Source organism: Echinicola strongylocentroti, from assembly GCF_003260975.1.
Taxonomy (GTDB): Bacteria; Bacteroidota; Bacteroidia; order Cytophagales; family Cyclobacteriaceae; genus Echinicola; species Echinicola strongylocentroti.
In genome coordinates this window covers 4,794,927-4,818,574 of record NZ_CP030041.1, presented here as the reverse complement: position 1 = coordinate 4,818,574, position 23,648 = coordinate 4,794,927, and the positions used below count along the sequence as shown (strand labels likewise).

Below are 23,648 nucleotides of genomic sequence, written 5' to 3'. Positions count from 1 at the left end.
GACTTTCCTACTTTTTCCCCCGAAAGCTTTCGGGGCAGGCTATTGATGAAAAAGTAGGTAAAAAATCTAGGCCATGGAGCATCCTTCACATTAAGTGGTTGGGTTTACGAGAACGAATTGGTTTGCCTTACTTTGATTTTGTGCCAGTTGCTATTCCTAATGTTCAAACTGCGGTAAAGCGCCAGCGGTACGATAAATCTTGGAACCTGCGGATTCCTCCTTCCTTCTTAGCACCTTCTCTATCACCGTACCGGCTTGGGGAAAACGGCCCTACTTTCCACCATTCCTTCCCCAACAGCTTGTACCGCAAAGAAATAGTTGTCCTTACTGTAGGGAAGTGTGAGCGAAGTGTTATCAGTAAAAAACTTCTTTTCCCAAACGGGGGAACTGGTTTCTCTCATCAAAACATAATATCCTTTTGCCTTACCATTTTCAGGTGCCTCCCACCTGATGGTGGTGTTATTGGTCAGCTGGCTTACATCAATCCCCACCTCTTGCGGCACCGATGGGGCCAAAGCCAAACTTGCCAAAACGGCCAGGTTTATACCGGTGTTTTTACGAAGGTATTCATAATCAATATGCTCGGGCAAATCCCCATACTCCACCCCTTCATCGGTACGAAGATCCTGGTGTTGCTGGGTATAATTTTCATTGTATTCACAGATCCTCACTGCCGTAAAGCCTTCCCTAGAAAACGGTGTATGGTCACCCCCTCGTAAAAAACGGTCATTACGGTACACCAACTTCACTTCAAGCTGGTCCACATAGCGCTCACCGACTTCTTTGATATAGCGGGCGAGCTGTCTGGACTTACTGTCGTTTTCACCATTGGTGTATTGGCGGAGCTTGGCCATTTCGTCAGTTTCATAAAGTGGCACCCCTTCACTGAACACCCTTACACGGGTATTGTCCCGCAACTTGGTGCCGCTGGAAGCACTGTTACCGATCATATCGTTATTGACCATTGCCGCCAAGTTCCAGTCTTCTTCTTTGGCCCTCTTGGCCAAGTGGGCAGCTCCCTTAAGTCCTTGCTCCTCACCGGAAACTGCCACGAAAATAACCGTGGCCGAAAAAGATCTTTTGCTCATGATCCGGGCCATTTCCATAAGTGCAGCCACTCCAGAGCCATCATCATTTGCTCCCGGAGCGTCACTTTCTGCATTCATCACATCCGAAACACGGCTGTCCAAGTGCCCGCTGACAATGAACATCCTATCGTCATTTGGATCAGTTCCTTTCAGTGTAGCCATGACATTGCCCATGCGGACATCCTCAGGGATCCTTCTCCCGTCTACCTCCACCGTAAAATAATCGATCTTGGAGCTCAGCCTTCCCTCTGATGCTGCCTCGAAAGATTTAAACGTGGACAGCACATATTGCCTGGCGGCTTCAATGCCTCGCCCTTCTTCCTCCTCACTCAGCGAATGTCGTGTACCAAAACTCACCAAACCTTGGATATATTCTTCCAGTTTGACCGGAGAAATCTCCTGAACCATGGTCTCGATTTTGGTGTTACGATGAATACTTTGCACCTGTGCAATCGTCGAAAAAGGGAGAAAGAAAGTGAATACCAATAAAATTTTCTTCATGATAGGAAGGCTAAAGTGTTAGTTTAGGTTAAATTTATACTATTGATCCAGAAATAAAAAAATAATTACATGAACGAAAAACTTATTCCAGAAGTGGACGAATATGGCCCGTTCTACGACACTTATGTCTCAAAAGTCCGTGGGGAAAATGTCGAGGAGCTATTGCTTTCTCAGGTAGAGGAATTGAGGAAATATTTTGAAGGAGTTTCGGAGGAAGACGCCACCAAAGGCTACGAAGACGGAAAATGGAGCCTCAAGGAGGTCGTTGGCCATATCAACGACACCGAAAAGGTCATGCTCTTCAGGGCATTGGCCATCGCCAGAAAGGACGGGCAAGAGCTTCCCGGCATGGATCAGGAAGCCTATGTAAAAGCGGCTCAGTTCAATGACAGGCCCCTTGCCGAGCTCTTAGAGGAGTTTGAGCTGACACGATACGTCATTCGGAGCTTCTTCAGGTCCCTGCCCGAAGAAGCCTACACCTACACAGGTACTGCCAATGATTATACCATGAGCGTTCGTTCGTTCTTGCATATCATCCCGGGACACTTTAGGCATCACATGCAGATTTTGCGCGAACGATATTGAGTGGAGAGTAAAGTGAGTAAGCCGAAGACCAATGAAGCAGGCTAACGCAAAATCAGCATAATTTTCAATCATTACAGTTTTATAACCATACCCCCATAACTAATTATGTTTGAGTATAACCCAGATAAACACTACCCCAAAGAAACAGAAAGCAGGTCACTGATCCGATTTCAGGACTGTGACCCCATGAGGCACCTGAACAACGCCAAGTACTTTGATTATTATTTCAATGCCCGTGAAGACCAAGTACCTAAGCTATATGGTGTGGAGATGTTTGACATGATCAAAAAGTACCAGGCCGCATGGGTCGTTTACAACCATAACATTTCCTACGTCCGACCGGCCATGGTAGGCGAATGGGTTCGCATTATGAGCCGTATTCTATGGCATGATGAAAACACCGTAGTCGTAGAGTATTATATGACAGATGACAGCAAAAAGGAATTGAAAAATGTCCTATGGACCACTCTGAAGTATGTAGGACTGGCAGATGGTAAAATACAGCCGCATAAAGGTGCTATAAAAGATTTCCTAAAGGCTACCTCTGACAATTTTGACATCACGCAACATGCCATTGTAGAGCGGGTAAAACTGCTCAAAAAGCGAATGCAGACAGAAGATTAACCCCCGGGATGAAGAAACAGGCACAAAATGCTGACATTATACGGCCAGACCTTTTCTAACTGATCAGACATTGACAACCTCTCTTACCTGTACTTCCACTACCCCAATGGCCTCAAAAAAATGGAGCAATGCCATGTGGCTATTATTACTCTAGGGAAAAGTCAAGTCAGCCCACATTTCATACGGTCAAATAGTTACCGACATTTTAGCAATCGTCTCCCTTTCTCCCCATGGTGTCACTTGAAAGTAACACCATGGGGAGGTGGTAACTAAGAAGCTGAACAGTTCATTTATTGGCCTTTACATGCCAAATCCTGTTTCCATTGTCGTCATTGACCAATAGCCCGCCGTCAGGCATCAGTGTCACATCTACGGGCCTTCCGTATACTTCCGATTGATCAGCATCCGAAATAAATCCGGTTAGAAAATCGACAGGTTTGCCAGAAGGCTTCCCTTCCGAAAAGGGAATAAACACCACTTTATAACCACTAAGTTCTTTGCGATTCCATGAACCATGCTGCCCTACAAACGCCCCTTTTTGGTACTTTTCAGGAAAGGCGTCATGTGTATAAAAAGTCAGGCCAAGAGAAGCCGTATGACTACCTACAGGCACATCGGGGACCAATGTTTTACTGACCAAATCCGGGGCTTCTCCCTCCATCCGCGGATCAGGAATAGGACCATAATACGCATACGGCCAACCATAAAACCCTCCTTTTTTTACACTGGTAACATAATCTGGCACGAGATCATTTCCCAGCTTGTCACGTTCATTTACTGCCGTCCATAATTCCCCAGTAAGAGGATTGACTGACATACCCACGGGGTTTCGCAGCCCACTGGCGTAGGTAATCTCAGCACTGCCGTCTAGATTTACTTGCAGAATACGGGCGCGTCTCTTTTCTTCATCCATCCCATATTCACCCGCATTACTGGCTGAACCCACAGAAATATAAATTTTATCCCCGTTTGGGCTTGCAAGTAGATTTCTTGTCCAATGATTATTATAGCCACCTGCTGGCAAGTCTACTATTTTCTCCCCTTCGGCTTCCATTTTCGCCTTTCCAGCTTGGTAGGGATATCGATATAATCCGTCAGTATTGGCGACGTAGAAGTATTCGCCAAGCACTAATATGCCGTAGGGCTGGTTAAGGCCTTCGAGAAAAACTTCTTGTACCTCATAATCCCCATCATTATCCTTATCCTGAAAAACTGTAATTCGATCCGCACTGTTTTTGGTACTGCTTTCTGCGACAAAAACATCTCCATTAGGTGCCACAAAAGAATTTCTGGGGTGCTTTAGGTCTTTGGCAAATAGACTTACAGAAAAACCTTCTGGAGCATCGGGTTTGCCTCCTTCAGGCCAGTCGACCATTTTGCTTTCATTGGTCACAGATTCGCTAGAATAAGGGGGAGGTAAAATGAGTTCACCTACTGCCGTTTGTACGGTATCTGGTTCTTCTTTAGAAATTTTTTCTTTTTCTTCTTTCGTTACTTTTCCGCCACAAGAAACACAGTAAAATAAAGAAAGAATTAAGATGCATCGTAAAGTCATCATGATGTTTTGTGGTTTTAATCCGATTTATGCATTAGGAATCGTTATCGCCTGTCCCGGTAGCTATCGAGAAGGACTGAAAGTGCACTAAAATCAGTTAGTTTGGAGGTGTGAGCGCCCCCGCAGCGGACGGCTCCATGGCTAGCTGCCAGATAGAACCGAAAACTAAAGCAAAGCGGCTGATTTTGAAGCAATTTCAGATCTAAACAGATAGACTAATGCATATTTCGGGTTTAAGGTTCATTATGGTTTTGTACCGATTCTATGCCAATACCTGTCTTTTTGGAAAGTAATTGCTGACTAAAGTTATTTAAACATCCTTTTGAGTTTTTTGGCGATGGCCCCTAAGAAATCATCATCCTTGCTCCCCATATCATCTTGCCCTAGGAAATAACCTAGCGGTTTCAACACCGTAACCTGGTCGGCCAATATTTTCAACATGCCAAAAAGGGGAATGGAAATAACCATCCCAACGACTCCCCAGACCAGCCCTCCAAGCACTACGACAATGATAGTCACCAAAGGGTTCAGGTCTACTTTATCCCCGACAACGAAAGGCTCCAGGATATAAGTTTCCACAAATTGGGCCAGTCCATAAGTGATGGACACGCCGATATATTGGCCAGTTTCGCCTCCTGACACTACCGCCATCATCATCGCAATAACATACCCAATTACCGTCCCCACATAAGGGATCAAAGATAACGCAGCCGCTATTAGACTAATCAGGATAGGGCTATCAATCCCTGAAACGGCCATTCCTACACTGTAAATGATCCATAGAAAAAAGATCAGAATAAGCCGGCCTACCAAGTATTGCTTCGCAATGGATAATGACCCATTTAAAATCTTATTGGTTTTATCCCTTTGGTTTTCTGGAAAAAAACGGACAATGGACAGCCTGATTTTTGTTCGATAAAAAAGGAAAAAGAAAATGTAAATAAACGTAAGCAAGGAATAACCAACAAAGTCAAGAAAATTGGTAATAGCAGCTTTGACACCACTATTTTGTTTAGCGGTACTTTCTTTGGTTTCTCCTTTTTTAGAAGTACTGTCCTTTTCACTTTTCTGACTATTAACGGCATTGGTGCTATCAGAAGATAATGCCGAAGGGGGAATGTTAAGAATCTCAAGTTGCTTGTCAGGACTTACACCTGATATTCCCGAGATAGATTCTTGTACTTTTTGTACCGTATTTTGGACTCTCCCACTGACCGTATCCCAATTTTCATAGATGCTGTTGGCTTGCAAGGAAATAACGACGAACATCGATAAGTATAGGCTTAATGCTAAACAAGTGGCCAGGAAAGTCGATAAGAAGCGGTTAATCTTCCAATTTTCAAACTTCCTTACTACAGGAAGTAAGATCATGGTCATTAAAGCCGCAATACTTATAGGAGCTAGGAACACATAGGCATTAATAACACCCAAAACCAAAAAATAAAGGCCTATAGCGTATAAAGGGAACAAATAAAACAACGGATGCGGAAACCTATTTCTATTTTCCATGTTTCTGTAAGACAATATGTGATTTTTTTAAAACGTGGCCTTAATAATCACAAAACACATACCATGGATCAAGCAATATTTCTGGGGGAAAAAATTTTAGACACACTTTCTTGAAATTTATTCCCGATTGATTTTTGGAATAAAGCGCTATTCGTGTGTATTGGGTTTTAGCGTGGATTTATAAGCACTAGGAAGGTAATTGCTGCTAAAACAATGAGATTATTCTTGATATTTACCATGGACGTTGCCCATGGTTAAGGATGTTACGCCCTTTCAGGGCTTTTTTATGCTACTTGTCTTTTCCAACTTAAGCAAAAAATCAGTGCAAATCATAATCATCTGCGTCATCAGCGTTCCATCAGACCCCCAGATTTTCCGCTTGAACCCAAAAACCCCTTCAAATCATGTGATCTGAAGGGGTTTGGTGGTCATTTTACCTGTTGTTTTTGTCGGAGTGGCGGGATTCGAACCCACGACCCCTTGCACCCCATGCAAGTACGCTACCGGGCTGCGCTACACTCCGATTATCATCTATCCTTTATGGTGAAAGGCTACACTCACTTTTTTAGATAACCATGCCCCATTGTCATGATCATCCTAATTGACCAAAGTGCTTTTGCGCTTTAGGTGCTGCAAATAAAATAGTTTTTTTATCTATTTCAAAATAAACCAGTGCTATTCTAATTCCACTGGAGAAGTGATCGCTCTTGCCAGTAATCCTCCGAGTTTATTGCCATCTCGGAGAGCTGCTCCAACTCACCTGTGGTAAGCTGAAAAGTAGCGGCTTTTAAGTTCTCCTTTACCTGCTGGACTGTACTGGCTCCACTAAGGACATATCCGGGTTTGACTTTATCCATACAAAACCGCAGGGCTATGGCATCAACCCCCACTTGGTATTTTTGGGCCAGCTGCTCGATAAAGGTATAAATATGGGCATAATGCGGGTAATTTTTATTTGGAAAGACACGACCATTGGCCATAGCTTCTTTAATGATAATCTTCACACCATTGGTTTTGGCATCTTCTAACATAGAAAGAGCACTTTGTTCGAAGATATTAAAGGTTACCTGAAAGGTATCAAACAATGGAGTGTCTTCCACAGCGATATGCATTGCTTCTTCGAGCACCTCTTTTTGCTGGGGTCCACTGGTAGTAAGACCAATTTTCACCTCTGTAGATCGTTTGATACTGGCGAGTTCTTCGAGAACCGCTGTGTTTTCCAAAACACCTGACTCCAAGGTGGCTGAGTGGATCTGATAGATGTCCAGCGCAGGAAGTAGTTTTTGGGAAAAACCCCATTGTTCTTTTAGCTTTTCCAAGCTATGTTCTTTGACTTCATGTTTTCCTTGGTAGCCAAGCTGCCAGTCGGCGGTATAAGTATAGCCCCATTTAGAGCCAAAAAGCACATCCGAATGTTTTCTCCTTTGGTGCCATTTTAACAAAAAGGATTCCCCTTTTCCGTAAGAAGCTGCGGTATCAAAGTACCTGATTCCGGACCGGTAAGCTTCATCCAACACATCAAATGCATTCTTATAAAAGGCTTCTTCTGATTTATCCCTTTTGTCTTTTGGGTCAATATTAATGTATTCTGGCCGGCCAAGAGCAGCCATGCCAAGACCTATCTGAGTGGATGTCATAAAATCAGGTTGAGTTCTTATTCGATTTTCCTCTCCAATCTACAAAAAAAATACAATTCCACTTTGCTTTTTTTGGCTATGGTGAACTTCGATTGAATGGATTTGATTCTTCGGGATCGTGTCAGGAGCTCACGGTTCCTGATATTTTGGTTCGTAGCTGGCCATAGATAAGTTGGTTGGCCTACCAAAATCAGGGAATAGGTTAAACCCGGAATATGCATTAGCCTATCTGTTGCGACCTTAAACTGATTCAAAATCAGCCGTTTCACTTTAGTTTTCGGCATAACCGTAGCGGTGCTACGCTAATGCCTCCAAACTAACTGATTTTCTTGCAATTTCAGCTCTCACTACGATTCTTAACGCATAATCCGGGTTAAATATGTCATCACAATTTTAATTTCTACACCAAATCCAATTCTAATTCCTATATTTGCAGCCAAAGTTCTTTTCATATTTACTTCAATCACCAATATAGGTCGCCGACTAAGGTCGGGGATAATAGGGAACCGTGTGAAAATCACGGGCTGTCGCGCAACTGTGAGTGACCAAATAAGTTCTTGCCCTTTGTTGTCCACTGTTCTGATCAGTTTCAGAATGGGAAGGACGGTAAGAATGTCATGAGCCAGGAGACCTGCCTGTATTGACCTATCTGCCTAAGCCGGCAGATGGGAGTGACAATGCTTTCGCGATTTGAAGCTACTGTCGGGTATTCACGCTTTTTCTTTCTTCTCCGGGATTACTGTGCCCAAGGGAAAAGTATGTCTATTTCTCAGCACCTTCTTACCGTGCCATTCCAAAAGCATTGTGAAGTTTGGCTAAGGGCTTTTGACGAACCATTTATCACGTTAAAAGTTGAACACTATGCTAACGCACAATCTTGGCTACCCGCGAATTGGTAGCAAAAGACAATTAAAAAAAGCCTGCGAGGCTTACTGGGCTGGAAAAATCCCGCTTAATGATCTTCAGAAAGCTGCTGCTGAAGTCCGCATCACAAACTGGAAGCTGCAGAAAGATGCTGGACTGGACCTCATTCCTTCCAATGACTTTTCCTTTTATGATCAGGTATTGGATATGGCTTTTACGGTAGGAGCCATCCCTGATCGCTATCATGAGATCCTTACAAAACTAAACAAACCGGAACTTGACCTCTACTTTGCGATGGCAAGAGGCTACCAGAAGGACGGCCTTGATATCATTGCCATGGAGATGACCAAGTGGTTTGATACCAATTATCATTATATCGTCCCTGAATTCACCAGAGAACAACACTTCAAACTTTTCTCCACCAAAGTGCTGGATGAATTTAAAGAAGCTAAACACTTGGGTGTCCTTACCAAACCTGTACTGCTGGGGCCGGTTTCATTTTTATTACTGGGTAAGGAAAAGGAAAATGGATTTCATCGTATTGATTTGTTAAAACAGTTACTACCAGTTTATATCGATATTCTAAAAAAGCTGGAAGCATTAAATGCGAATTGGGTGCAGCTGGACGAGCCTTTTTTGGCAATGGATCTTGACCAGAAAGAAAAAGAAGCTTTTGTGTGGGCATATAAGGAAATCAAAAAGCAAGTACCAGGAGTCAAAACACTATTGACAACTTATTTTGGTGCGCTGGAGGACAACCTAGAACTGGCCGCTGACCTTCCTGTGTGCGGGCTTCACGTAGACCTAGTTCGCCATCCAGAACAACTGGACGCAATTTTATCAAAAATCCCTGGCAATATGACCTTGTCACTGGGACTGGTCGATGGTAGAAACATCTGGAAAAATGACTATCAGTCATCACTTCAGCTGATCAAAAAGGCCCAGAAAAAAAAGGATGACGACCGCCTTTTGATAGGGCCAAGTTGTTCACTATTGCACAGCCCCTGTGACCTAGAAGAAGAAACCAACGAAAATTCATTGGACACAACCATCAAAAGTTGGCTGGCCTTTGCCCGTCAAAAAGTCACTGAAATCACGGTCCTTAAGACTCTTACACTGGACAGTGACTCCCCCCAGTCCAATGCCCTACTAGAAGAAAATCAAGCAGCGATAAGCAGCAAGGCCGATTCCAGCCGTATTCACAAGCCTTCCGTCCAAGAAGCCGTTGCGAAGCTTTCGCCAGCGCACAGTCAGCGGCAAAGCCCATTTTCCAAGCGTACGAAACTTCAAAACGAACACCTTCACCTGCCACTGTTTGCCACCACCACCATTGGTTCATTTCCACAGACCAAAGAAGTTCGTCAATGGCGATCCCAGCTCAAAAGAGGGGTATTGACTGAAAATCAATACAACGAGCGGATTAAAGAGGCTACAGCAAAAGCCATCCAGTGGCAAGAGGAAATAGGCTTGGACGTTTTGGTGCACGGTGAGTTTGAGCGAAATGACATGGTGGAATATTTCGGAGAACAGCTGGAAGGATTTGCCTTTACCCAGAATGGCTGGGTCCAAAGCTACGGTTCGCGCTGCGTAAAGCCTCCAATCATTTACGGTGATGTCACGCGTCCAGCATCAATGACCATGTTCTGGACCCAGTATGCCCAATCCCTTACAGACAGACCTGTAAAAGGAATGTTGACAGGGCCTGTCACCATCTTACAGTGGTCTTTTGTCCGAAACGATCAGCCCAGAAAAGTTACGTGCCAACAAATTGCTTTGGCCATTCGCGAAGAAGTAAAGGATCTAGAGAAAGCCGGTATTCATATCATTCAGATAGACGAGCCCGCCTTGCGGGAAGGATTGCCTCTACGGCAAGCAGATTGGGACCATTACCTACGATGGGCAGTCGAATGCTTTAGGATTTCTGCTTCAGCAGTGGCCGATAGCACGCAGATCCATACCCATATGTGCTATTCCGAATTTAACGACATCATCACCCATATCGCAGCGATGGATGCTGATGTGATTACGATTGAGTGTTCCCGCTCGCAAATGGAGCTATTGGATGCATTTGGTCAATTCAACTATCCCAATGAGATTGGCCCTGGAGTGTATGATATTCATTCTCCAAGGGTACCATCGATAGAAGAGATGATTACATTGATCCAAAAGGCCAAAGCGGTGATCCCGCAAAATCAGCTATGGGTAAACCCTGACTGTGGCCTCAAGACTCGGGCTTGGGAAGAAACAGAAGAAGCCCTGAAACGCATGGTGAATGCCGCAAAAGTACTTCGTAAGGAAGTAGCGGCTGAACTTGCAGCCCAATAAACAATTCTGCATTCCGGACAGTTATAGAACTGTCCGGAATTAACCTAGAATCAATACCATTTTAAGGGTATTTCCTCCTTTTTATGTATCTAAGAGGCCTTTTTTGATTGACTTTAGCTGGGAAAGGTGGTCATATGTGTGTTATTCACAAATGGCCTAGGGGGATATCAAATCCCCATTATCCCGGCTTGGGATTACAAAGCCCTGACAGCTAAGTCAGACAGGTCCATAAATCGGGTTTAATTGATTTCAACCATGAAGCATCTCAAAAATCGCCCACAGCCCTATAAAGCGCCCTTAAAGTGCTGGGATATTTTCGCTCCGACGATTCTAATCGGCAAAGAAAAAGGAAAACAGGAAAAAGACCATCAGGTAATGGCTTTTTATAAGGGAAAATTCAATTGGAACGGATTTCCCGATCTTTATCTTCACCACTACCAAGCCCTCGTCTTGACAGACCTCAAAAAGAAGATTGTCTGGGTCAATGCAGGTTTTGAGCATATGACGGGCTATGCCCCTCATGATGTCATTGGAAAAGACCCGGTTTTTTTGCAAGGTCCCCTTACCTCTCCATTGGCAATAAAACACATCAGGACAGGCCTTCAGGGAGAAAGTCCGTTTAAAACCCGGCTTCTGAACTATAAAAAAAATCAATCTACCTATATTTGTGCGATCCGAATATTTCCTTTGTGGAACAAAAACGGAGAAATAACACATCTTTTGGCACTTGAAAAAGAAGAATGAACAAAATAGAAGAGAAGATCAAAAAAGCAGAAACCCGGATTTTCAAAGCTGTTTTTCCCAATACCGTAAACCACTATGACACGCTTTTTGGAGGCACGGCCATGCACATGATGGATGAAGTGGCCTTTATTGCTGCTACACGTTTTAGCAGACAGCGTATGGTTACGGTCTCCAGTGACAAAATTGATTTTACGGTCCCTATTCCTGCGGGTACAATCGTCGAACTGGTGGGACATATCATCCATATCGGCAATACCAGCTTAAAGGTCCAAGTAGACATTTTCATTGAGCAGATGTACGAAGAAGGTCGTGAAAAGGCCATCAGCGGGACATTTACCTTGGTGGCCATTGATGAAGACAAAAAGCCCACTAAAATCCTCAAAGAGTAAAAGAGCCATTTCCATAGAATGGAAACGGCTCAGTTAATATTTAACCCTATTTAATCGATTCAAGCGTTGTTGTTCCAAGGGCCAGTGATCGCTAGCGTCAGCCCTGCACCTTGGATATTTACGAAATACGTACTTCCATCAGGAGAGAAGACACCACCGGCAAATTCCGTTCGGAAGCCTACGTTTTCGGCCAGTTTATAATATTCACCAGCTGGTGTAATGCCCACTACAAAAGGGTGTTTATCATCTTCACAAAGCAACAGGTCTCCCCAAGGCGCTATGGCTACATTATCACAGCTTTTGAGGATTTCCTTGTCGTTTGGTTCTGCAAAAAGCTCAAGAGTCCCCGGTGCCTCAGCTTCATTGGCTTGGCCTTCATTAGCTCCGGGAGTATACCGAAATACCTGGCCCGCGGAAATTTCCCCTCCATTGGTACAGGCAAAGTAGAGTTCGCCATCACCAAACCATATACCTTCTCCTCGTGCAAAACATGCAGCCCCTTGTTCTGCTCCTCTGTGTCTTAGGTCATCTTCAGGAGCATCGATATCGTCCAAGTCAATCCAGCTTACAGCCATGGACTGGTTTTTGGGAAATTTAGGGACCTCAAGATCACTCCAGTTTCTGGTGTCTCGGCTTTTCTCACCGGAAACAACCAAGGCTTGCAGCTTTCCGCCACGATAGAGTTTTCCCGGCTCGTTGGGGATAAAGCGATAAAAAAGCCCATCACCACGGTCTTCTGTGAGGTATACGATACTGGTTTTAGGATCCACTGCCACTGCTTCATGGTTAAAGCGCCCCATTTCCTTGATCGGAATGGCCTTGTGTAGTTGCCGATCTGCCAGCGCAGGCACTTCGAATACGTAACCGTGATTAAGGTCCAGTTTTCCATCGTATGATCCCGAAGTCACGGTGGATTCTTCACAGGTCAGCCAGCTGTTCCAAGGGGTGACACCTCCAGCACAGTTTCTGACAGTGCCCGCCAAGCTTAGAAACTCATCTTCTACTTCTCCGGTTTTGGGGTCATATACCATCGTTGTGGTCCCTCCGAGTCCGGGTAGCTGTCCCTTGCCTGTTTCATAGAGAAGGTCTGTGGAGACCTTGGAGTACAGCTCATTTTCTTTGCCAAAAGCTCCTTTTTCCAAATCATCGGGGCTGATTTCGTGGTTTCTGACGATGAGCACCCTGCCATTTTCACCGGAAAAGGTCCCCATGCCGTCGGGGCTGCCCGGAACGAGAAGGCCATCGCTCATTGGCTGGCCTGCTTTGGATATGATCTTGTAGGAAAATCCTTTTGGCAGGTTGAGGATGCCCTCTGGGTCTGGCTGAAGCGCTCCATAACCGATATTGTCCATTACTCCCCCGGCAAATGACCCGGACTGAACAAACTGGTACAGGCCCATAAAACCTACTGTGGCAATGCCTGATTTTTTTAAAAAGCTTCTTCTGGATGTTTTAGAAAATTGTCTCATTGTGTATATTTTGAATTTCAATCTAAGGCTTTCTTTTGATCGGGGTATTAAGGGGAGATTGTCATATTATTACCTTTTCACCTCAAGGTTTGGCCTCCCTAATTTTACTATTATTTAGTACTGCAATTGTCAATTTTGGACTATCACTACTTCATTAAGTTACCATAAAGAGCAATAGTAATAGGACTGTTTTTCTCCCTGCCAAAATATCTATATGGGAAAAAGAAAAACCTGACTTATCGAAAAGTCAGGTTTTTCTTGAGAGCGTAAAAAGGGGGGTAAAAATACCAGCCCTACCTTATCGCCTTGACCAATGTCGCCATGTATACCCATTTTTGGTCTCTGGAGCTCAGTCCTTCCTCCATGGCCACCAGCTGTTCTTCGGAAGCTTCCATGTCTTCATATTCCATCGAGTTGAAGAACTGCATATAGTTGTTGTAAAAATTAAGTGTCATGTGCGTGTAATCCGCTTCGCTGCCCATGGGGACTGCGGTCCTTAGAAACTTCCAGCTCCCCATCATATTGGCTTCGACTTTCTTTTGATGAAACGGCTGGTACAGGTCTTCCTCGACATGTTCATACTCGTTAAATTGGCCTTCAGTAGCTTTCATGAGATCAAAGGAGGCAAGTACGCCGGGCTGCATATTGAAGCTGTCCTCTGTCTCAGCCACAACAGTCATGTAAGCACGCATGGCAAGATCCCTATTGGCCTTGACTTTTTCTACTTCCTTGGCGATTTCCATTTCGCTCATTTTATCTGAATAAGCCCGCTTGGCATAATTGATAAAATTATCATCTGTCATGCCGTTCATCATTTTTACGGGATCATCATAATAAGTAATGGTGACATATTGAAATCCTCCTTGATCAGGACCGGATTGGAGCGACCATAAGTCCCATCCTTGGACATCCCCTTGTTTTACTGCTTGCTGGTAGATTTTTTCCAAGAAGTCTTTGTTCTCCGAATAATCCACCATTTGATTTGAAGACACCTTGATGAATTCGATCACCAGGTATTGGTGGCTTTCCTGCGCATCTGCGCCACGATACATAAAAACGAAAATCAGGACGAAATAAAACAACTTTTTCATATCGTAGATATTTTGGGTTTACAAAACAATGCTTTGAATCTCTTTCACTTAATATAAAAAATTATTCTGTATATGTAAAAAATATGAAAATATATTGTGCTGATTTTACATCAATCAAGGTTAATGACTAAAATTGTTCTGATTTTTCAAAATTTCCCACCTTTTTTTACGTTATCTAAAAGGACTTCACTCAGCAAGGTTTAGTCATGGCAAAAAGAAGTGTTTTTATAATCGTCAGGGAAGGACACTCACCTTTTTCATGAGGTTATTGGCAAGATACTGTGCCAGAATAGAAGAAGTCTCGGACACAGGCTTTACCGGCTCCAAGCTATCAATAACTTCTTCATCTGTAGCAAAATCCACATCATCTGGGACAAAACCATAAGCCCTCAATACCCCTTCTTCAAAATAGATCGCAGCCTGCTCATCCTTATTTCGCCCTTTTTCTCGGATCAATAATCGGTTTTTTTCCTGTTTGATTTGTCCAAGCCACTCCTGAACGCGCGCATTATATGTAGCCGGTAATTCTTGTCCACAACATGCCCCCAAACATACACCAACTTGATGGTCATAACAGGCCGCAGGTGTTTTTTGGACGCCACAGAGCTTTGGGCAAAGCTGGTACTTCTCGATTTTTTCCAATAAACATGACCATGCCTCATGATGTGACCGAAAGCCCAAAAGTGGCTTGGCAAAGCGATTGATCTTAGCCACTTGGAAACGCTCGTAACCAGCCCCATCTTGGTACCTGTAGATGCCCCATGGTGAGCCTTTTACTTTTTGGGCTCTATTGTATTTTGGCCAGTGACGTTTTATCTCCAAAGCTTCCACTAAAAGTGCCAAAAACTCACTTCCTGTCAACTGGTAGCTCACCGAGTGGATCTGTGACTTGATGCCTTGTTTGCCTTTTTTTGCCCCTGAGAAGTGCCCTTTGAAACGGTTTCGGATATTCATGGCCTTACCCACATAGATGACTTTGCCATTGGCATCGTGAAAGTAATAAACGCCAATATCCTCTGGAAGCTCTAAAAACTGCTCTTTTGTGATGTTGGGAGGCAAAAATGCTTCGCCCGAATTCCTTTTTAAGAGCTCTTGGACGACTCCATTGTCATCTGACTCGATCAGTTTGGCAAAGAGTATTGCAGTAGCTTCAGCATCACCAAAAGCCCTGTGCCTGGACTTGATTTCGATGTTTTTGTGCTCACAAATACGGCCTAGGCTGTATGATTTTAGGCCGGGAAAAATTTTCCTACTGAGTCTTACCGTGCATAACTTTGGCCTGTCAAATGACCTACCCACCCGCTCAAACTCTGACCGGATAAATTGGTAATCAAAATTCACATTATGGGCCACAAAGATTTTATCCTCTAAAAATGTGTACAGTTCCTCGGCAATATCCTCAAAATAAGGAGCATCCTGGACCATGGACTGGTCAATACCAGTGAGACCAGTGATATATCCGGGGATTTCACAATCTGGATTGACCAAAGTTTGAAATGTCCCGAGCACTTCTCTCCCATCATGGGCTACGGCAGCCACCTCTGTGATGCGATGGCGTCTGCCATACCCTCCGGTCGTCTCAATATCTACAATTGCATATTTCATTCCATGGAAATTGGCCAAACATCCTGAACTGGCCCTACTTTCTCAGAAGTGCGGCTTTGGTCCCAAATGATGGTTTCGTCATTGTCTCAAACCCAGAATACGCATTAGTCCCTCTATTAGGACTATTACGATTCCTAATGCATAAACCGGGATAAATTTACAGCTCAATTTTAATGAATTGTCAATCATTATAACGAATTTTGACTGTAAATGTCCCAAAATATTAACTGGGCTTGAGCCTAAAGGTTTTCTCAATCCCTTTTACCAAGATGACAAATAAAATAGATTACTGGCAAAACAGCCTAGCGACCACTACTCAGGATTTTCTAAGTGCATTCCAGCACCTTGATACAGAGCAACTGTACCAAAAGCCCAACGCTGACACATGGAGCATTGCTGAAAACATCCAACACCTCATCGTTATCAACAGTAGTTATTTCCCTATTTTCAAGAAAGTGATCGAAGGGACTTATCAAAAGCCCTTTATTGGAAAAATCGGCTTTCTAAACAAGGCGATAGGTAAGATGATCCTGAAATCCGTAACACCCGATAATCCAAAAAAAATCAAGACCATCCCCGTCTGGAACCCTGCAAAGTACCATTCAGTCAAGAATGAAGATTTGCTGAAGGCTTTTGAAGCCCATCAAACGGCATTTTCAGAGTGGTTGCCGCAGCTTGGACCAGCCATAGAACAAGGTCAAGTAATCCAATCTCCGGCAAATAAGCTCATTGCTTATCCCTTGGAAACGGCCTTGGATATCATCACCACACATGAGCGGAGACACTTGGAGCAAGCCAAGCGTGTCTCACTTTGACCTTTGGAGGAAGAAAATATACTGTTCGCCAATACGATAAGGACAGTAAGCATGTATTTACTCTTGAAAAATACGGTATCCTTACCAAATTATTATAATTTTAAAGTTTATTAAGCTCTCAATCAAATCCTAATTTGATGACTGAAATTAGAAACAACTGGACAAGAGAAGAGATCAAAGAGATCTTTGATATGCCTATTATGGAATTGATGTATAAAGCCGCAACGGTGCATCGAGAATTTCATGACCCAAAGGAAGTACAAGTATGTACGCTACTTTCTGTCAAGACCGGGGGATGCCCTGAAGACTGTGCCTACTGCCCTCAAGCGGCTCGGTACCATACTGATGTCAAGGTGCACAAACTACTCGAAGTAGAAGAAGTCATCCAGCGTGCGGCAGATGCCAAATCCGCCGGAAGCACCCGTTTTTGTATGGGCGCGGCATGGCGAGAAGTGCGTGACAACAGGGACTTTGACAAAGTACTGGACATGGTCAAAGGCGTCAACAACATGGGCATGGAAGTATGCTGTACACTCGGTATGCTGTCCGAAGAGCAAGCGCAAAAGCTCAAGGATGCGGGTCTGTACGCCTATAATCACAACTTGGACACCAGTGAAGAACATTATAACGAAATCATCACTACCAGGAATTATGATGATAGGCTGGGCACATTGGACAATGTGCGTAAAGCAGATATTTCTGTATGCTCAGGAGGTATTATAGGCCTTGGTGAAGACTTGGATGACCGGGTAGGAATGCTGCACACCCTCGCTACACTGCCATCGCATCCAGAATCAGTTCCTGTCAATGCCCTAGTACCTGTAGAAGGAACGCCACTGGAAAAGCAGGAACGGGTATCAGTTTGGGAGATGGTCAGAATGATCGCTACCGCTCGAATCATCATGCCAAAATCCATGGTGAGGCTTTCTGCTGGTCGTGTACGCATGAACACAGAAGAACAGGCTCTTTGCTTCATGGCTGGTGCCAATTCGATCTTTGCAGGCGAAAAGCTGCTAACCACCCCTAACCCTGAAGAGGATATGGATAAAAAACTCTTCCAAACACTCAACCTTAAGCCGAGAAAGGCTTTTAAAGACCAAGAAGTAAGTGTTTGATAAGGCTTTGATAAAAAAAGGGATTGCCTAGTAAAATGTCTTTTCGACAATAGAGAAAATCCATCATTATCCTAAAACCCGCACTCCAAAACTTGGAATGCGGGTTTTATCTTTTAGAAGGAGGTAGTTGAGCACCTTGCTTTGGTCAGCATGACCGTCGAGCTGACTTGTGGTGCTGCAATTGGTGCAGCACTATTTTTTTATGCAGATTTTTTGATATGATCTTCTTTTATGATCCTTCGCAAGATCTTGCCGACATTCGACTTGGGCAATTCATCCACAAAGTAAACTTCTCTCGGCACTTTATAGTTGGTGAGACTTTCCCTGCAATGCTTGATGATTTCGGCCGGAGTAATGGAGTTATCATTGGGCACGACATAGGCAATTACCTTTTCGGTGGATTGTTTATCCGGCATTCCGATCACCCCCACTTCGATGACCTTATCATGTGTGGCAATGGCATCTTCTACTTCGTTCGGGTAGACATTAAAGCCCGACACCAAGATCATTTCTTTTTTGCGGTCCACTATTTTAATAAACCCATCATCGGTAATTATGGCGATGTCGCCGGTCTTTAGCCAGTCATTGAGCAAGACACCTTCGGTTTCTTTTGGCCTGTTCCAATAGCCTTTCATTACTTGCGGTCCCTTGATACAGAGTTCACCTTTTTCGCCATTGGGGAGTTCATTACCCTCGTCATCTATTACTTTCACTTCGGTATTGGGAAGAGGAAGCCCAATGGTACCGATGCGCTCTGTCCCATCAATCGGGTTGCAACAGGCCACTGGGGATGTCTCAGTCAGCCCATAGCCTTCGGCCAATGGGGTTCCGGTCACCGAAGTCCACTTTTCGGCCACATACTTTTGTACTGCCATACCTCCACCTACAGAAATTTTCAAGTAGCTAAAATCCAAGCTTCTGAAGGACGCTTGGTTCAGCAGGCCATTGAAGAGGGTATTTACTCCAGTGATTACACTGAATTTGTGCTTGCGAAGGTCTTTACAAAACGCTTTCATATCCCTGGGATTGGTAATGAGCAGATTGTGCGCCCCGATCTTGAGCATGGCCAGACAGTTTACCGTAAGGGCAAAAATATGGTACATGGGCAGTGCCGTCACGACCAGTTCTTCCCCTTCTTTTAGTTTTGGTCTCATCCAAGCCGAGATCTGCTGCATATTGGCAATGATATTCCCATGGGTCAGTTCGGCTCCCTTGGATACGCCAGTGGTGCCGCCCGTGTACTGGAGGTAGGCTGTATCATCCAAGCTAAGGTCAACAGCCTGAAGGCTATAGTGACTGCCAATATTGAGGGTTTCCTTGAACTTTATGGCATGGGGCAAATTGTAGGAAGGTATCATCTTTTTGATGTACTTGACCACAAAATTGACAATCCCTCCTTTTAGACCTCCCAGAAGGTCGCCTATCTCTGTGATGATGACGTGCTTCACATCCAACTGCAGAAGGATTTCTTCCAGATTACTGGCAAAATTGGCCACAATCACCACAGCAGAAATCTCCGCATCCTGAAACTGGTGCTTCATTTCATGCGGGGTATACAGAGGATTGGTGTTGACGACAATGAGCCCGGCCCTCAGCGCCCCAAACATGGCTACAGGATACTGAAGCAAATTGGGCATCTGAATGGCAATTCGATCTCCCTTTTGTAACTTGAGTTCATTCTGAAGATAGGAAGCAAAATCCTTTGACAACTGGTCGACTTCATGAAAGCTCAGTGTCTTGCCCATGCACTCGTAGGCGACTGTATCTCCATATTTCTGAACACACTCTTCAAAAAGCCCTACCACACTTGGATAGGCCTCTACATCTACCGTTTGAGGGATTGATTTGGGGTAGAACTTAAACCAGGGAAATTCTTTCATCGTCATTTATTTTGGGTTTTCTATCTCAAAATAGCAGTATTTATTTACAATCAATATAACCCATTTATACTTCTTTTAAAAGGACTATTGCAAGGCGAAAATCATCCAGTGATTTCCTCTATACAAAATTATCATTTCACTTCTTCAGGTACAATCAATGGGGGAAGTAAATATTTTTTCTTTCAGATTGTACGGGGAATTCACTAGGGTAGTTACTTGTCACAGAAGGACCGTTCTATGAGCAACTTGGTTATACATTATTAATCAACAAGTTAGGGCCTTATTGGCAAAAATCTTTGGCTTGAAAATGAAATTTCCATTTATTATTGGTCTTTAGTATTAATTTTGAAAACGAATTATGTTTACAATTCCCTTCATTGCTGGTATTTATGGCACAAAATTCGTTAGCTACACTGAAAATAGTTATGTATGAAAAGTAATATTTACCTTTTGACATTGATCATCCTGCTAAGCGGGGCACGTGCGTTTGGCCAGACAGACAGCATGAAGGTTTCATTGGAGCAATCGCTCAAACAGAGCCTGTTGAAAAGCATCCAAGTGAAAACAGACTCTTTGGATGACCAATTGGGTACCAAGCTTTCTGATTTGGACGACAGGATCCAGCTGCTGGACAAATCCCTCAATCAAACGAGCAGTGAAGCACAAAAAATCGAAAAGTTGATCGAGCGGGTGAAACTGATCGAGGACTTCCAACAAGCCGAAAAAGACGCTGAACTCAATATCTATCAGGGAAATTACCAGTCAGCTATCATTAACTTGGTCTCCATGGAGAGGGAGCTGAGGCCGCTAATCCTCTTCAGTGCTGCACGGGACTTTTTCAAAACCCTTGATGCTATCGGAAACCCCACACAGTATCCAGGCTTCAATAACTGGTACAAAGGTTTTCAGGCCTACGTAGAGGACAACAAAAAGGAAAACCCATCGCTATCAGTTGTATCCAATCTGGTGAGCCTTACTGGTGACCTATCCGCTGGGACACCTATTTTTGGCACCTTTAGCCAAGCCCTGTTCATGGGGATGTCCAATTATATCGACAACTTGGGAAAAAGGGATAAAAAGCTGAAAGAACAAAGCCAACAGATGTTTGAACTTGTGGCGGAGCTTGGCGCTTACACCAATGACAAAAACCTCATCGAAACGGAATGGGAAGCCATCGATACGGAGCTGGAGGAGCTGAAGGAGCTATATGCCCAAAACCTGGACAAAAATCTCAAGATCCTAGGCATCGACCAAAAGGATTTTGAACGAAGCTATAGCAATGAAAATGATGCTAATCAACGGTACGAATACCTTAATGAACTGACCAACATTATTGCCAAGAGGGTGAAGACAGAAAGGGAGGTCAATGCCAAAAACTGGAAGAATACATTTTATAATGAAATGGCCGAAATCCAATCATTAAAGATCCGTTTTGGGGGAATTACCTTTCGGATCAGTGAAAACATCAGTAAGTATAATGGCCTGGTCGACAAATACAAAGAAGCCAAACACATCGGTCCAAGAATGAGTGACTTGGAAACCAAACTAAACAGCCTAAAAAGCGCCTTTGACACTGCCTTCAATCCACTGGAATACATCAATGCTGCCAATAAAATGTACAAGGTAGATTGATGAATGACATCGCAATGTCAAGGAATTCATCTAATTATGTCTAGATCCCTTTATCCTTGACAGCTTTCAAGGTATCCATATCAGTCAAATCCAGTCGTAGTGGAGTCAGGGAAACAATCCCCTGCTCCATTGCCCATCGATCGGTTCCCTTGTCAGTTTCTTCTATCGGTACTACAGTGTACCAAAAATGTTCTCTTCCCATTGGGTCCTCGCCGGGTTTTACCTGCCCATCATAATGCCTCACCGATTGCTTTGTCCATGCCAGGCCTTTTGGGTCGGCAGGAAAATTGACATTCACCAACTGCGGTGCTTGGGCGTCTAGCAACAAGTCCATTACCCTCTGGACAAATGGCCTTATCGCTTCAAAGTGATACTTACCATCCTTACTCGGTGTACTGAGGGCAATGCCCTTCTTTCCCAATAACACCCCTTGCTTAGCAGCAGCTAATGTCCCTGAATGCCACATGGCATTGCCGATGTTTGGGCCTAAGTTGATACCGGATAGGACCACGTCAATATTCTCCCAGTAGAAACACCCCAACGAAACACAGTCCGCTGGAGTCCCATCTACCCTGTACGCGTCAAAATCACCAATATCCATTTTCTTCATGCTCAAAGGCCGACCAGAAGTGATGGCATGGCCAGTAGACGAGCGTTCTGCGTCAGGAGCCATGATTTTCACCTCTCCAAAAGCAGAAGCTACTTCTGCCAATGCTCGCAAGCCCGGACTGTGGATACCATCATCATTAGCAATTAGAATAGTCATATCTTTTAATTTATTTTCAGCTTGATTTCTTCCCTAGGAATTCCTAACCCTAATTCTAAGACATCGAAAAAAGAGTAACGTAAACGCAAAGTAGCGAACTTATTAGGCAACCACCTTAGACACATAGGAGGGCACAGCAGGAAAAATTCAGTAATCAATTAACCCGAGGCAAGTCCTTGGGGAATGTGCCCAAAAAACATTGCCCTCACTCCGCCTGAAAGCCTAGTTCAACACCTCCATCTAGCCCTACCAAATTCCACGTTATAAAAGCCTTCCGAAGTTAGATGGAAATAGGCATTTGCCTACCTAAGCCACGGCGCACAGGCATTGCAGTTCTGAATTGCTTTTAAATCAGTTGCCAGTCAATCAGATATTTAGCTACATAGATGTCGACAACAATATACAGTACTCCAACACCGACGGCATTGGCACTATCAGGAAGCATCCTTCGTCCAAAACACAAAAGTCACAGCAGAGAACTGTCCACCCATTTATTCAATTCTTTCTCTAAGAATTCTATCTTTTTAAGGCACCCTTTTAATTCTCCATTTGCGGTTTTGGTCATTTTAAGGATTTCATCGGGCGCTGCCTTACCTTTTTTTAGCTGCCTTAAAATCCGCTCCACCGTTTCTATTGATTTACCATAAGAATCTATTTCCATGTTCATTTTAGGTTAACCCCATTTCTAAATATTTGCACTAATTATTTCCACAAAAAAACAAGACAGTCTGACCGGTTCGATTGTCTCTATGAAGAAGCTCCACCATGGTCAACAAAAGATCACCTAGCAAACTCCTTCCCAATCCCTGAATCTCACATTATGGATGGGGACAGGCCATGACGATTCCTCATGCATAAACCGGGGTTCAACGCTATTTTAAAACCTCAATAGCTTATTTACTGCATAATGCGGGCCAACTTACCTTATCGTTGTTCGCATGATCAAGCCTTCCAGTTCTTCTCTTGGCCGACCTATACGCTTCTGGATCCTACCTAAGAGCTCATCCTCCTTGCCGACTTCATAATACAGGTCATCGTCAGTGAGCTCTCCATATTCCTGTTTGAGTTTTCCTTTCAACTCGTTCCAGTTTCCTTTGATTTTTTCTTGTGCTTCACTCATGGTTGTTTTATTTTGGTTAGTTTGATAAAAGCCTTAATTCCAGCAACAAAAGACCAACACTTAAGTCTTTCATTATAATCAAGTTAACTTCTCAACTTGGATTTGAAGACAGGTCATTTTTTGGTTTCTCTGCTCCAGTATTGAGATGATCGATAACTTCACTTAGTTTCTGTATAATCATCCAAGTTCTGTTCCAAACCCTCCCTATTTTATTACAATAATTCAATCCAATATTGTAAAGTTTAAACCAAAACAGGCATAAGCCTATCTATTGCTTTTCTAAACCAACAAGAAACAAGTAAGCTGATACTTGGAGACGCTTTTCAACATGGCA

At 43.8% G+C, this 23,648-nt stretch carries 19 protein-coding genes, 1 tRNA gene and 1 riboswitch; of the genes, 8 read left to right on the top strand and 12 right to left on the bottom strand.

The window, feature by feature from the left end:
* Positions 1-242: 242 nt before the first annotated feature.
* Positions 243-1,589: a M28 family metallopeptidase gene (locus DN752_RS18925; RefSeq protein WP_112785414.1), complete on the bottom strand. Its 1,347-nt coding sequence runs from the start codon at positions 1,587-1,589 to the stop codon at positions 243-245.
* Positions 1,590-1,658: 69 nt separating this feature from the next.
* Between DN752_RS18925 and DN752_RS18920 the strand changes: the two genes are divergently transcribed.
* Both DN752_RS18920 and DN752_RS18915 read left to right on the top strand, forming a co-directional pair.
* Positions 1,659-2,174 (top strand): DinB family protein, encoded by a 516-nt coding sequence (locus DN752_RS18920; RefSeq protein ID WP_112785413.1) that lies wholly within the window; start codon positions 1,659-1,661, stop codon positions 2,172-2,174.
* 105 nt (positions 2,175-2,279) lie between these two features.
* Positions 2,280-2,798, top strand: a complete 519-nt coding sequence (locus DN752_RS18915; protein ID WP_112785412.1) for an acyl-CoA thioesterase — start codon at positions 2,280-2,282, stop codon at positions 2,796-2,798.
* 286 nt (positions 2,799-3,084) lie between these two features.
* Here the strand turns inward: DN752_RS18915 and DN752_RS18910 are convergent, their stop codons facing one another.
* The 4 genes from DN752_RS18910 to DN752_RS18895 all read right to left on the bottom strand — a co-directional run bounded on the left by DN752_RS18910 (position 3,085) and on the right by DN752_RS18895 (position 7,499).
* The gene (locus DN752_RS18910) at positions 3,085-4,353 is read right to left on the bottom strand and encodes a PQQ-dependent sugar dehydrogenase (RefSeq protein ID WP_211324256.1); all 1,269 of its coding nucleotides are present in this window, start codon (positions 4,351-4,353) and stop codon (positions 3,085-3,087) included.
* A gap of 306 nt (positions 4,354-4,659) precedes the next feature.
* Positions 4,660-5,862 carry an AI-2E family transporter gene (locus DN752_RS18905; RefSeq protein WP_112785410.1) on the bottom strand — a complete coding sequence of 401 codons (1,203 nt, stop codon included), beginning with the start codon at positions 5,860-5,862 and terminating at the stop codon, positions 4,660-4,662.
* A gap of 449 nt (positions 5,863-6,311) precedes the next feature.
* Positions 6,312-6,385, bottom strand: a tRNA-Pro gene (locus DN752_RS18900).
* 157 nt (positions 6,386-6,542) lie between these two features.
* Positions 6,543-7,499 carry an aldo/keto reductase gene (locus DN752_RS18895; RefSeq protein WP_112785409.1) on the bottom strand — a complete coding sequence of 319 codons (957 nt, stop codon included), beginning with the start codon at positions 7,497-7,499 and terminating at the stop codon, positions 6,543-6,545.
* A 456-nt stretch (positions 7,500-7,955) separates the two neighbouring features.
* Positions 7,956-8,152: riboswitch (cobalamin riboswitch) on the top strand.
* 208 nt (positions 8,153-8,360) lie between these two features.
* On the opposite strand from DN752_RS18895, the gene metE reads away from it, so the two are divergent.
* From metE to DN752_RS18875, 3 genes are all read left to right on the top strand, one after another.
* Positions 8,361-10,688 (top strand): 5-methyltetrahydropteroyltriglutamate--homocysteine S-methyltransferase, encoded by a 2,328-nt coding sequence (metE, locus tag DN752_RS18885; protein WP_112785407.1) that lies wholly within the window; start codon positions 8,361-8,363, stop codon positions 10,686-10,688.
* Between the two features lie 255 nt (positions 10,689-10,943).
* Positions 10,944-11,432 carry a PAS domain-containing protein gene (locus tag DN752_RS18880; RefSeq protein WP_112785406.1) on the top strand — a complete coding sequence of 163 codons (489 nt, stop codon included), beginning with the start codon at positions 10,944-10,946 and terminating at the stop codon, positions 11,430-11,432.
* Positions 11,429-11,821, top strand: a complete 393-nt coding sequence (locus tag DN752_RS18875) for an acyl-CoA thioesterase (protein ID WP_112785405.1) — start codon at positions 11,429-11,431, stop codon at positions 11,819-11,821. Before DN752_RS18880 ends, DN752_RS18875 begins: the two co-directional genes overlap by 4 nt.
* A 59-nt stretch (positions 11,822-11,880) precedes the next feature.
* Here DN752_RS18875 and DN752_RS18870 read toward each other — a convergent pair whose 3' ends face one another.
* From DN752_RS18870 to DN752_RS18860, 3 genes are all read right to left on the bottom strand, one after another.
* On the bottom strand, positions 11,881-13,290 hold the full coding sequence (locus tag DN752_RS18870) for an alkaline phosphatase PhoX (protein WP_112785404.1): 1,410 nt from the start codon (positions 13,288-13,290) through the stop codon (positions 11,881-11,883).
* 293 nt (positions 13,291-13,583) lie between these two features.
* Positions 13,584-14,381, bottom strand: a complete 798-nt coding sequence (locus DN752_RS18865; RefSeq protein WP_245949309.1) for a hypothetical protein — start codon at positions 14,379-14,381, stop codon at positions 13,584-13,586.
* A 234-nt stretch (positions 14,382-14,615) separates the two neighbouring features.
* Entirely contained in the window at positions 14,616-15,986 is a 1,371-nt protein-coding gene (locus DN752_RS18860; RefSeq protein ID WP_112785403.1) for an exonuclease domain-containing protein, read from the bottom strand.
* 269 nt (positions 15,987-16,255) lie between these two features.
* On the opposite strand from DN752_RS18860, the gene DN752_RS18855 reads away from it, so the two are divergent.
* Together DN752_RS18855 and bioB are read left to right on the top strand one after the other, a co-directional pair.
* Positions 16,256-16,801, top strand: coding sequence for a DinB family protein (locus DN752_RS18855; protein WP_112785402.1), 546 nt, complete (start codon positions 16,256-16,258; stop codon positions 16,799-16,801).
* 137 nt (positions 16,802-16,938) lie between these two features.
* Complete coding sequence (gene bioB, locus DN752_RS18850) at positions 16,939-17,916, top strand: biotin synthase BioB (RefSeq protein ID WP_112785401.1); 978 nt, start codon at positions 16,939-16,941, stop codon at positions 17,914-17,916.
* A 200-nt stretch (positions 17,917-18,116) separates the two neighbouring features.
* Here bioB and DN752_RS18845 read toward each other — a convergent pair whose 3' ends face one another.
* Positions 18,117-19,796, bottom strand: coding sequence for an AMP-binding protein (locus tag DN752_RS18845; protein ID WP_112785400.1), 1,680 nt, complete (start codon positions 19,794-19,796; stop codon positions 18,117-18,119).
* 429 nt (positions 19,797-20,225) lie between these two features.
* Between DN752_RS18845 and DN752_RS18840 the strand changes: the two genes are divergently transcribed.
* Entirely contained in the window at positions 20,226-21,428 is a 1,203-nt protein-coding gene (locus DN752_RS18840; protein WP_112785399.1) for a hypothetical protein, read from the top strand.
* Between the two features lie 40 nt (positions 21,429-21,468).
* Here the strand turns inward: DN752_RS18840 and surE are convergent, their stop codons facing one another.
* The 3 genes from surE to DN752_RS18825 all read right to left on the bottom strand — a co-directional run bounded on the left by surE (position 21,469) and on the right by DN752_RS18825 (position 23,314).
* The gene (gene surE / locus DN752_RS18835; RefSeq protein ID WP_112785398.1) at positions 21,469-22,194 is read right to left on the bottom strand and encodes a 5'/3'-nucleotidase SurE; all 726 of its coding nucleotides are present in this window, start codon (positions 22,192-22,194) and stop codon (positions 21,469-21,471) included.
* 466 nt (positions 22,195-22,660) lie between these two features.
* Positions 22,661-22,855 carry a hypothetical protein gene (locus tag DN752_RS18830; protein WP_162633269.1) on the bottom strand — a complete coding sequence of 65 codons (195 nt, stop codon included), beginning with the start codon at positions 22,853-22,855 and terminating at the stop codon, positions 22,661-22,663.
* A 258-nt stretch (positions 22,856-23,113) separates the two neighbouring features.
* Entirely contained in the window at positions 23,114-23,314 is a 201-nt protein-coding gene (locus DN752_RS18825) for a CsbD family protein (protein ID WP_112785396.1), read from the bottom strand.
* Between the last annotated feature and the right edge of the window lie 334 nt (positions 23,315-23,648).

Excerpts from the sequence above, each read along its gene's own strand:
- DN752_RS18925 (WP_112785414.1), bottom strand. The coding sequence starts at position 1,589 with ATGAAGAAAATTTTATTGGTATTCACTTTCTTTCTCCCTTTTTCGACG.
- DN752_RS18920 (WP_112785413.1), top strand. The coding sequence starts at position 1,659 with ATGAACGAAAAACTTATTCCAGAAGTGGACGAATATGGCCCGTTCTAC.
- DN752_RS18915 (WP_112785412.1), top strand. The coding sequence starts at position 2,280 with ATGTTTGAGTATAACCCAGATAAACACTACCCCAAAGAAACAGAAAGC.
- DN752_RS18910 (WP_211324256.1), bottom strand. The coding sequence starts at position 4,353 with ATGACTTTACGATGCATCTTAATTCTTTCTTTATTTTACTGTGTTTCT.
- DN752_RS18905 (WP_112785410.1), bottom strand. The coding sequence starts at position 5,862 with ATGGAAAATAGAAATAGGTTTCCGCATCCGTTGTTTTATTTGTTCCCT.
- DN752_RS18895 (WP_112785409.1), bottom strand. The coding sequence starts at position 7,499 with ATGACATCCACTCAGATAGGTCTTGGCATGGCTGCTCTTGGCCGGCCA.
- metE (WP_112785407.1), top strand. The coding sequence starts at position 8,361 with ATGCTAACGCACAATCTTGGCTACCCGCGAATTGGTAGCAAAAGACAA.
- DN752_RS18880 (WP_112785406.1), top strand. The coding sequence starts at position 10,944 with ATGAAGCATCTCAAAAATCGCCCACAGCCCTATAAAGCGCCCTTAAAG.
- DN752_RS18875 (WP_112785405.1), top strand. The coding sequence starts at position 11,429 with ATGAACAAAATAGAAGAGAAGATCAAAAAAGCAGAAACCCGGATTTTC.
- DN752_RS18870 (WP_112785404.1), bottom strand. The coding sequence starts at position 13,290 with ATGAGACAATTTTCTAAAACATCCAGAAGAAGCTTTTTAAAAAAATCA.
- DN752_RS18865 (WP_245949309.1), bottom strand. The coding sequence starts at position 14,381 with ATGAAAAAGTTGTTTTATTTCGTCCTGATTTTCGTTTTTATGTATCGT.
- DN752_RS18860 (WP_112785403.1), bottom strand. The coding sequence starts at position 15,986 with ATGAAATATGCAATTGTAGATATTGAGACGACCGGAGGGTATGGCAGA.
- DN752_RS18855 (WP_112785402.1), top strand. The coding sequence starts at position 16,256 with ATGACAAATAAAATAGATTACTGGCAAAACAGCCTAGCGACCACTACT.
- bioB (WP_112785401.1), top strand. The coding sequence starts at position 16,939 with ATGACTGAAATTAGAAACAACTGGACAAGAGAAGAGATCAAAGAGATC.
- DN752_RS18845 (WP_112785400.1), bottom strand. The coding sequence starts at position 19,796 with ATGAAAGAATTTCCCTGGTTTAAGTTCTACCCCAAATCAATCCCTCAA.
- DN752_RS18840 (WP_112785399.1), top strand. The coding sequence starts at position 20,226 with ATGAAAAGTAATATTTACCTTTTGACATTGATCATCCTGCTAAGCGGG.
- surE (WP_112785398.1), bottom strand. The coding sequence starts at position 22,194 with ATGACTATTCTAATTGCTAATGATGATGGTATCCACAGTCCGGGCTTG.
- DN752_RS18830 (WP_162633269.1), bottom strand. The coding sequence starts at position 22,855 with ATGGAAATAGATTCTTATGGTAAATCAATAGAAACGGTGGAGCGGATT.
- DN752_RS18825 (WP_112785396.1), bottom strand. The coding sequence starts at position 23,314 with ATGAGTGAAGCACAAGAAAAAATCAAAGGAAACTGGAACGAGTTGAAA.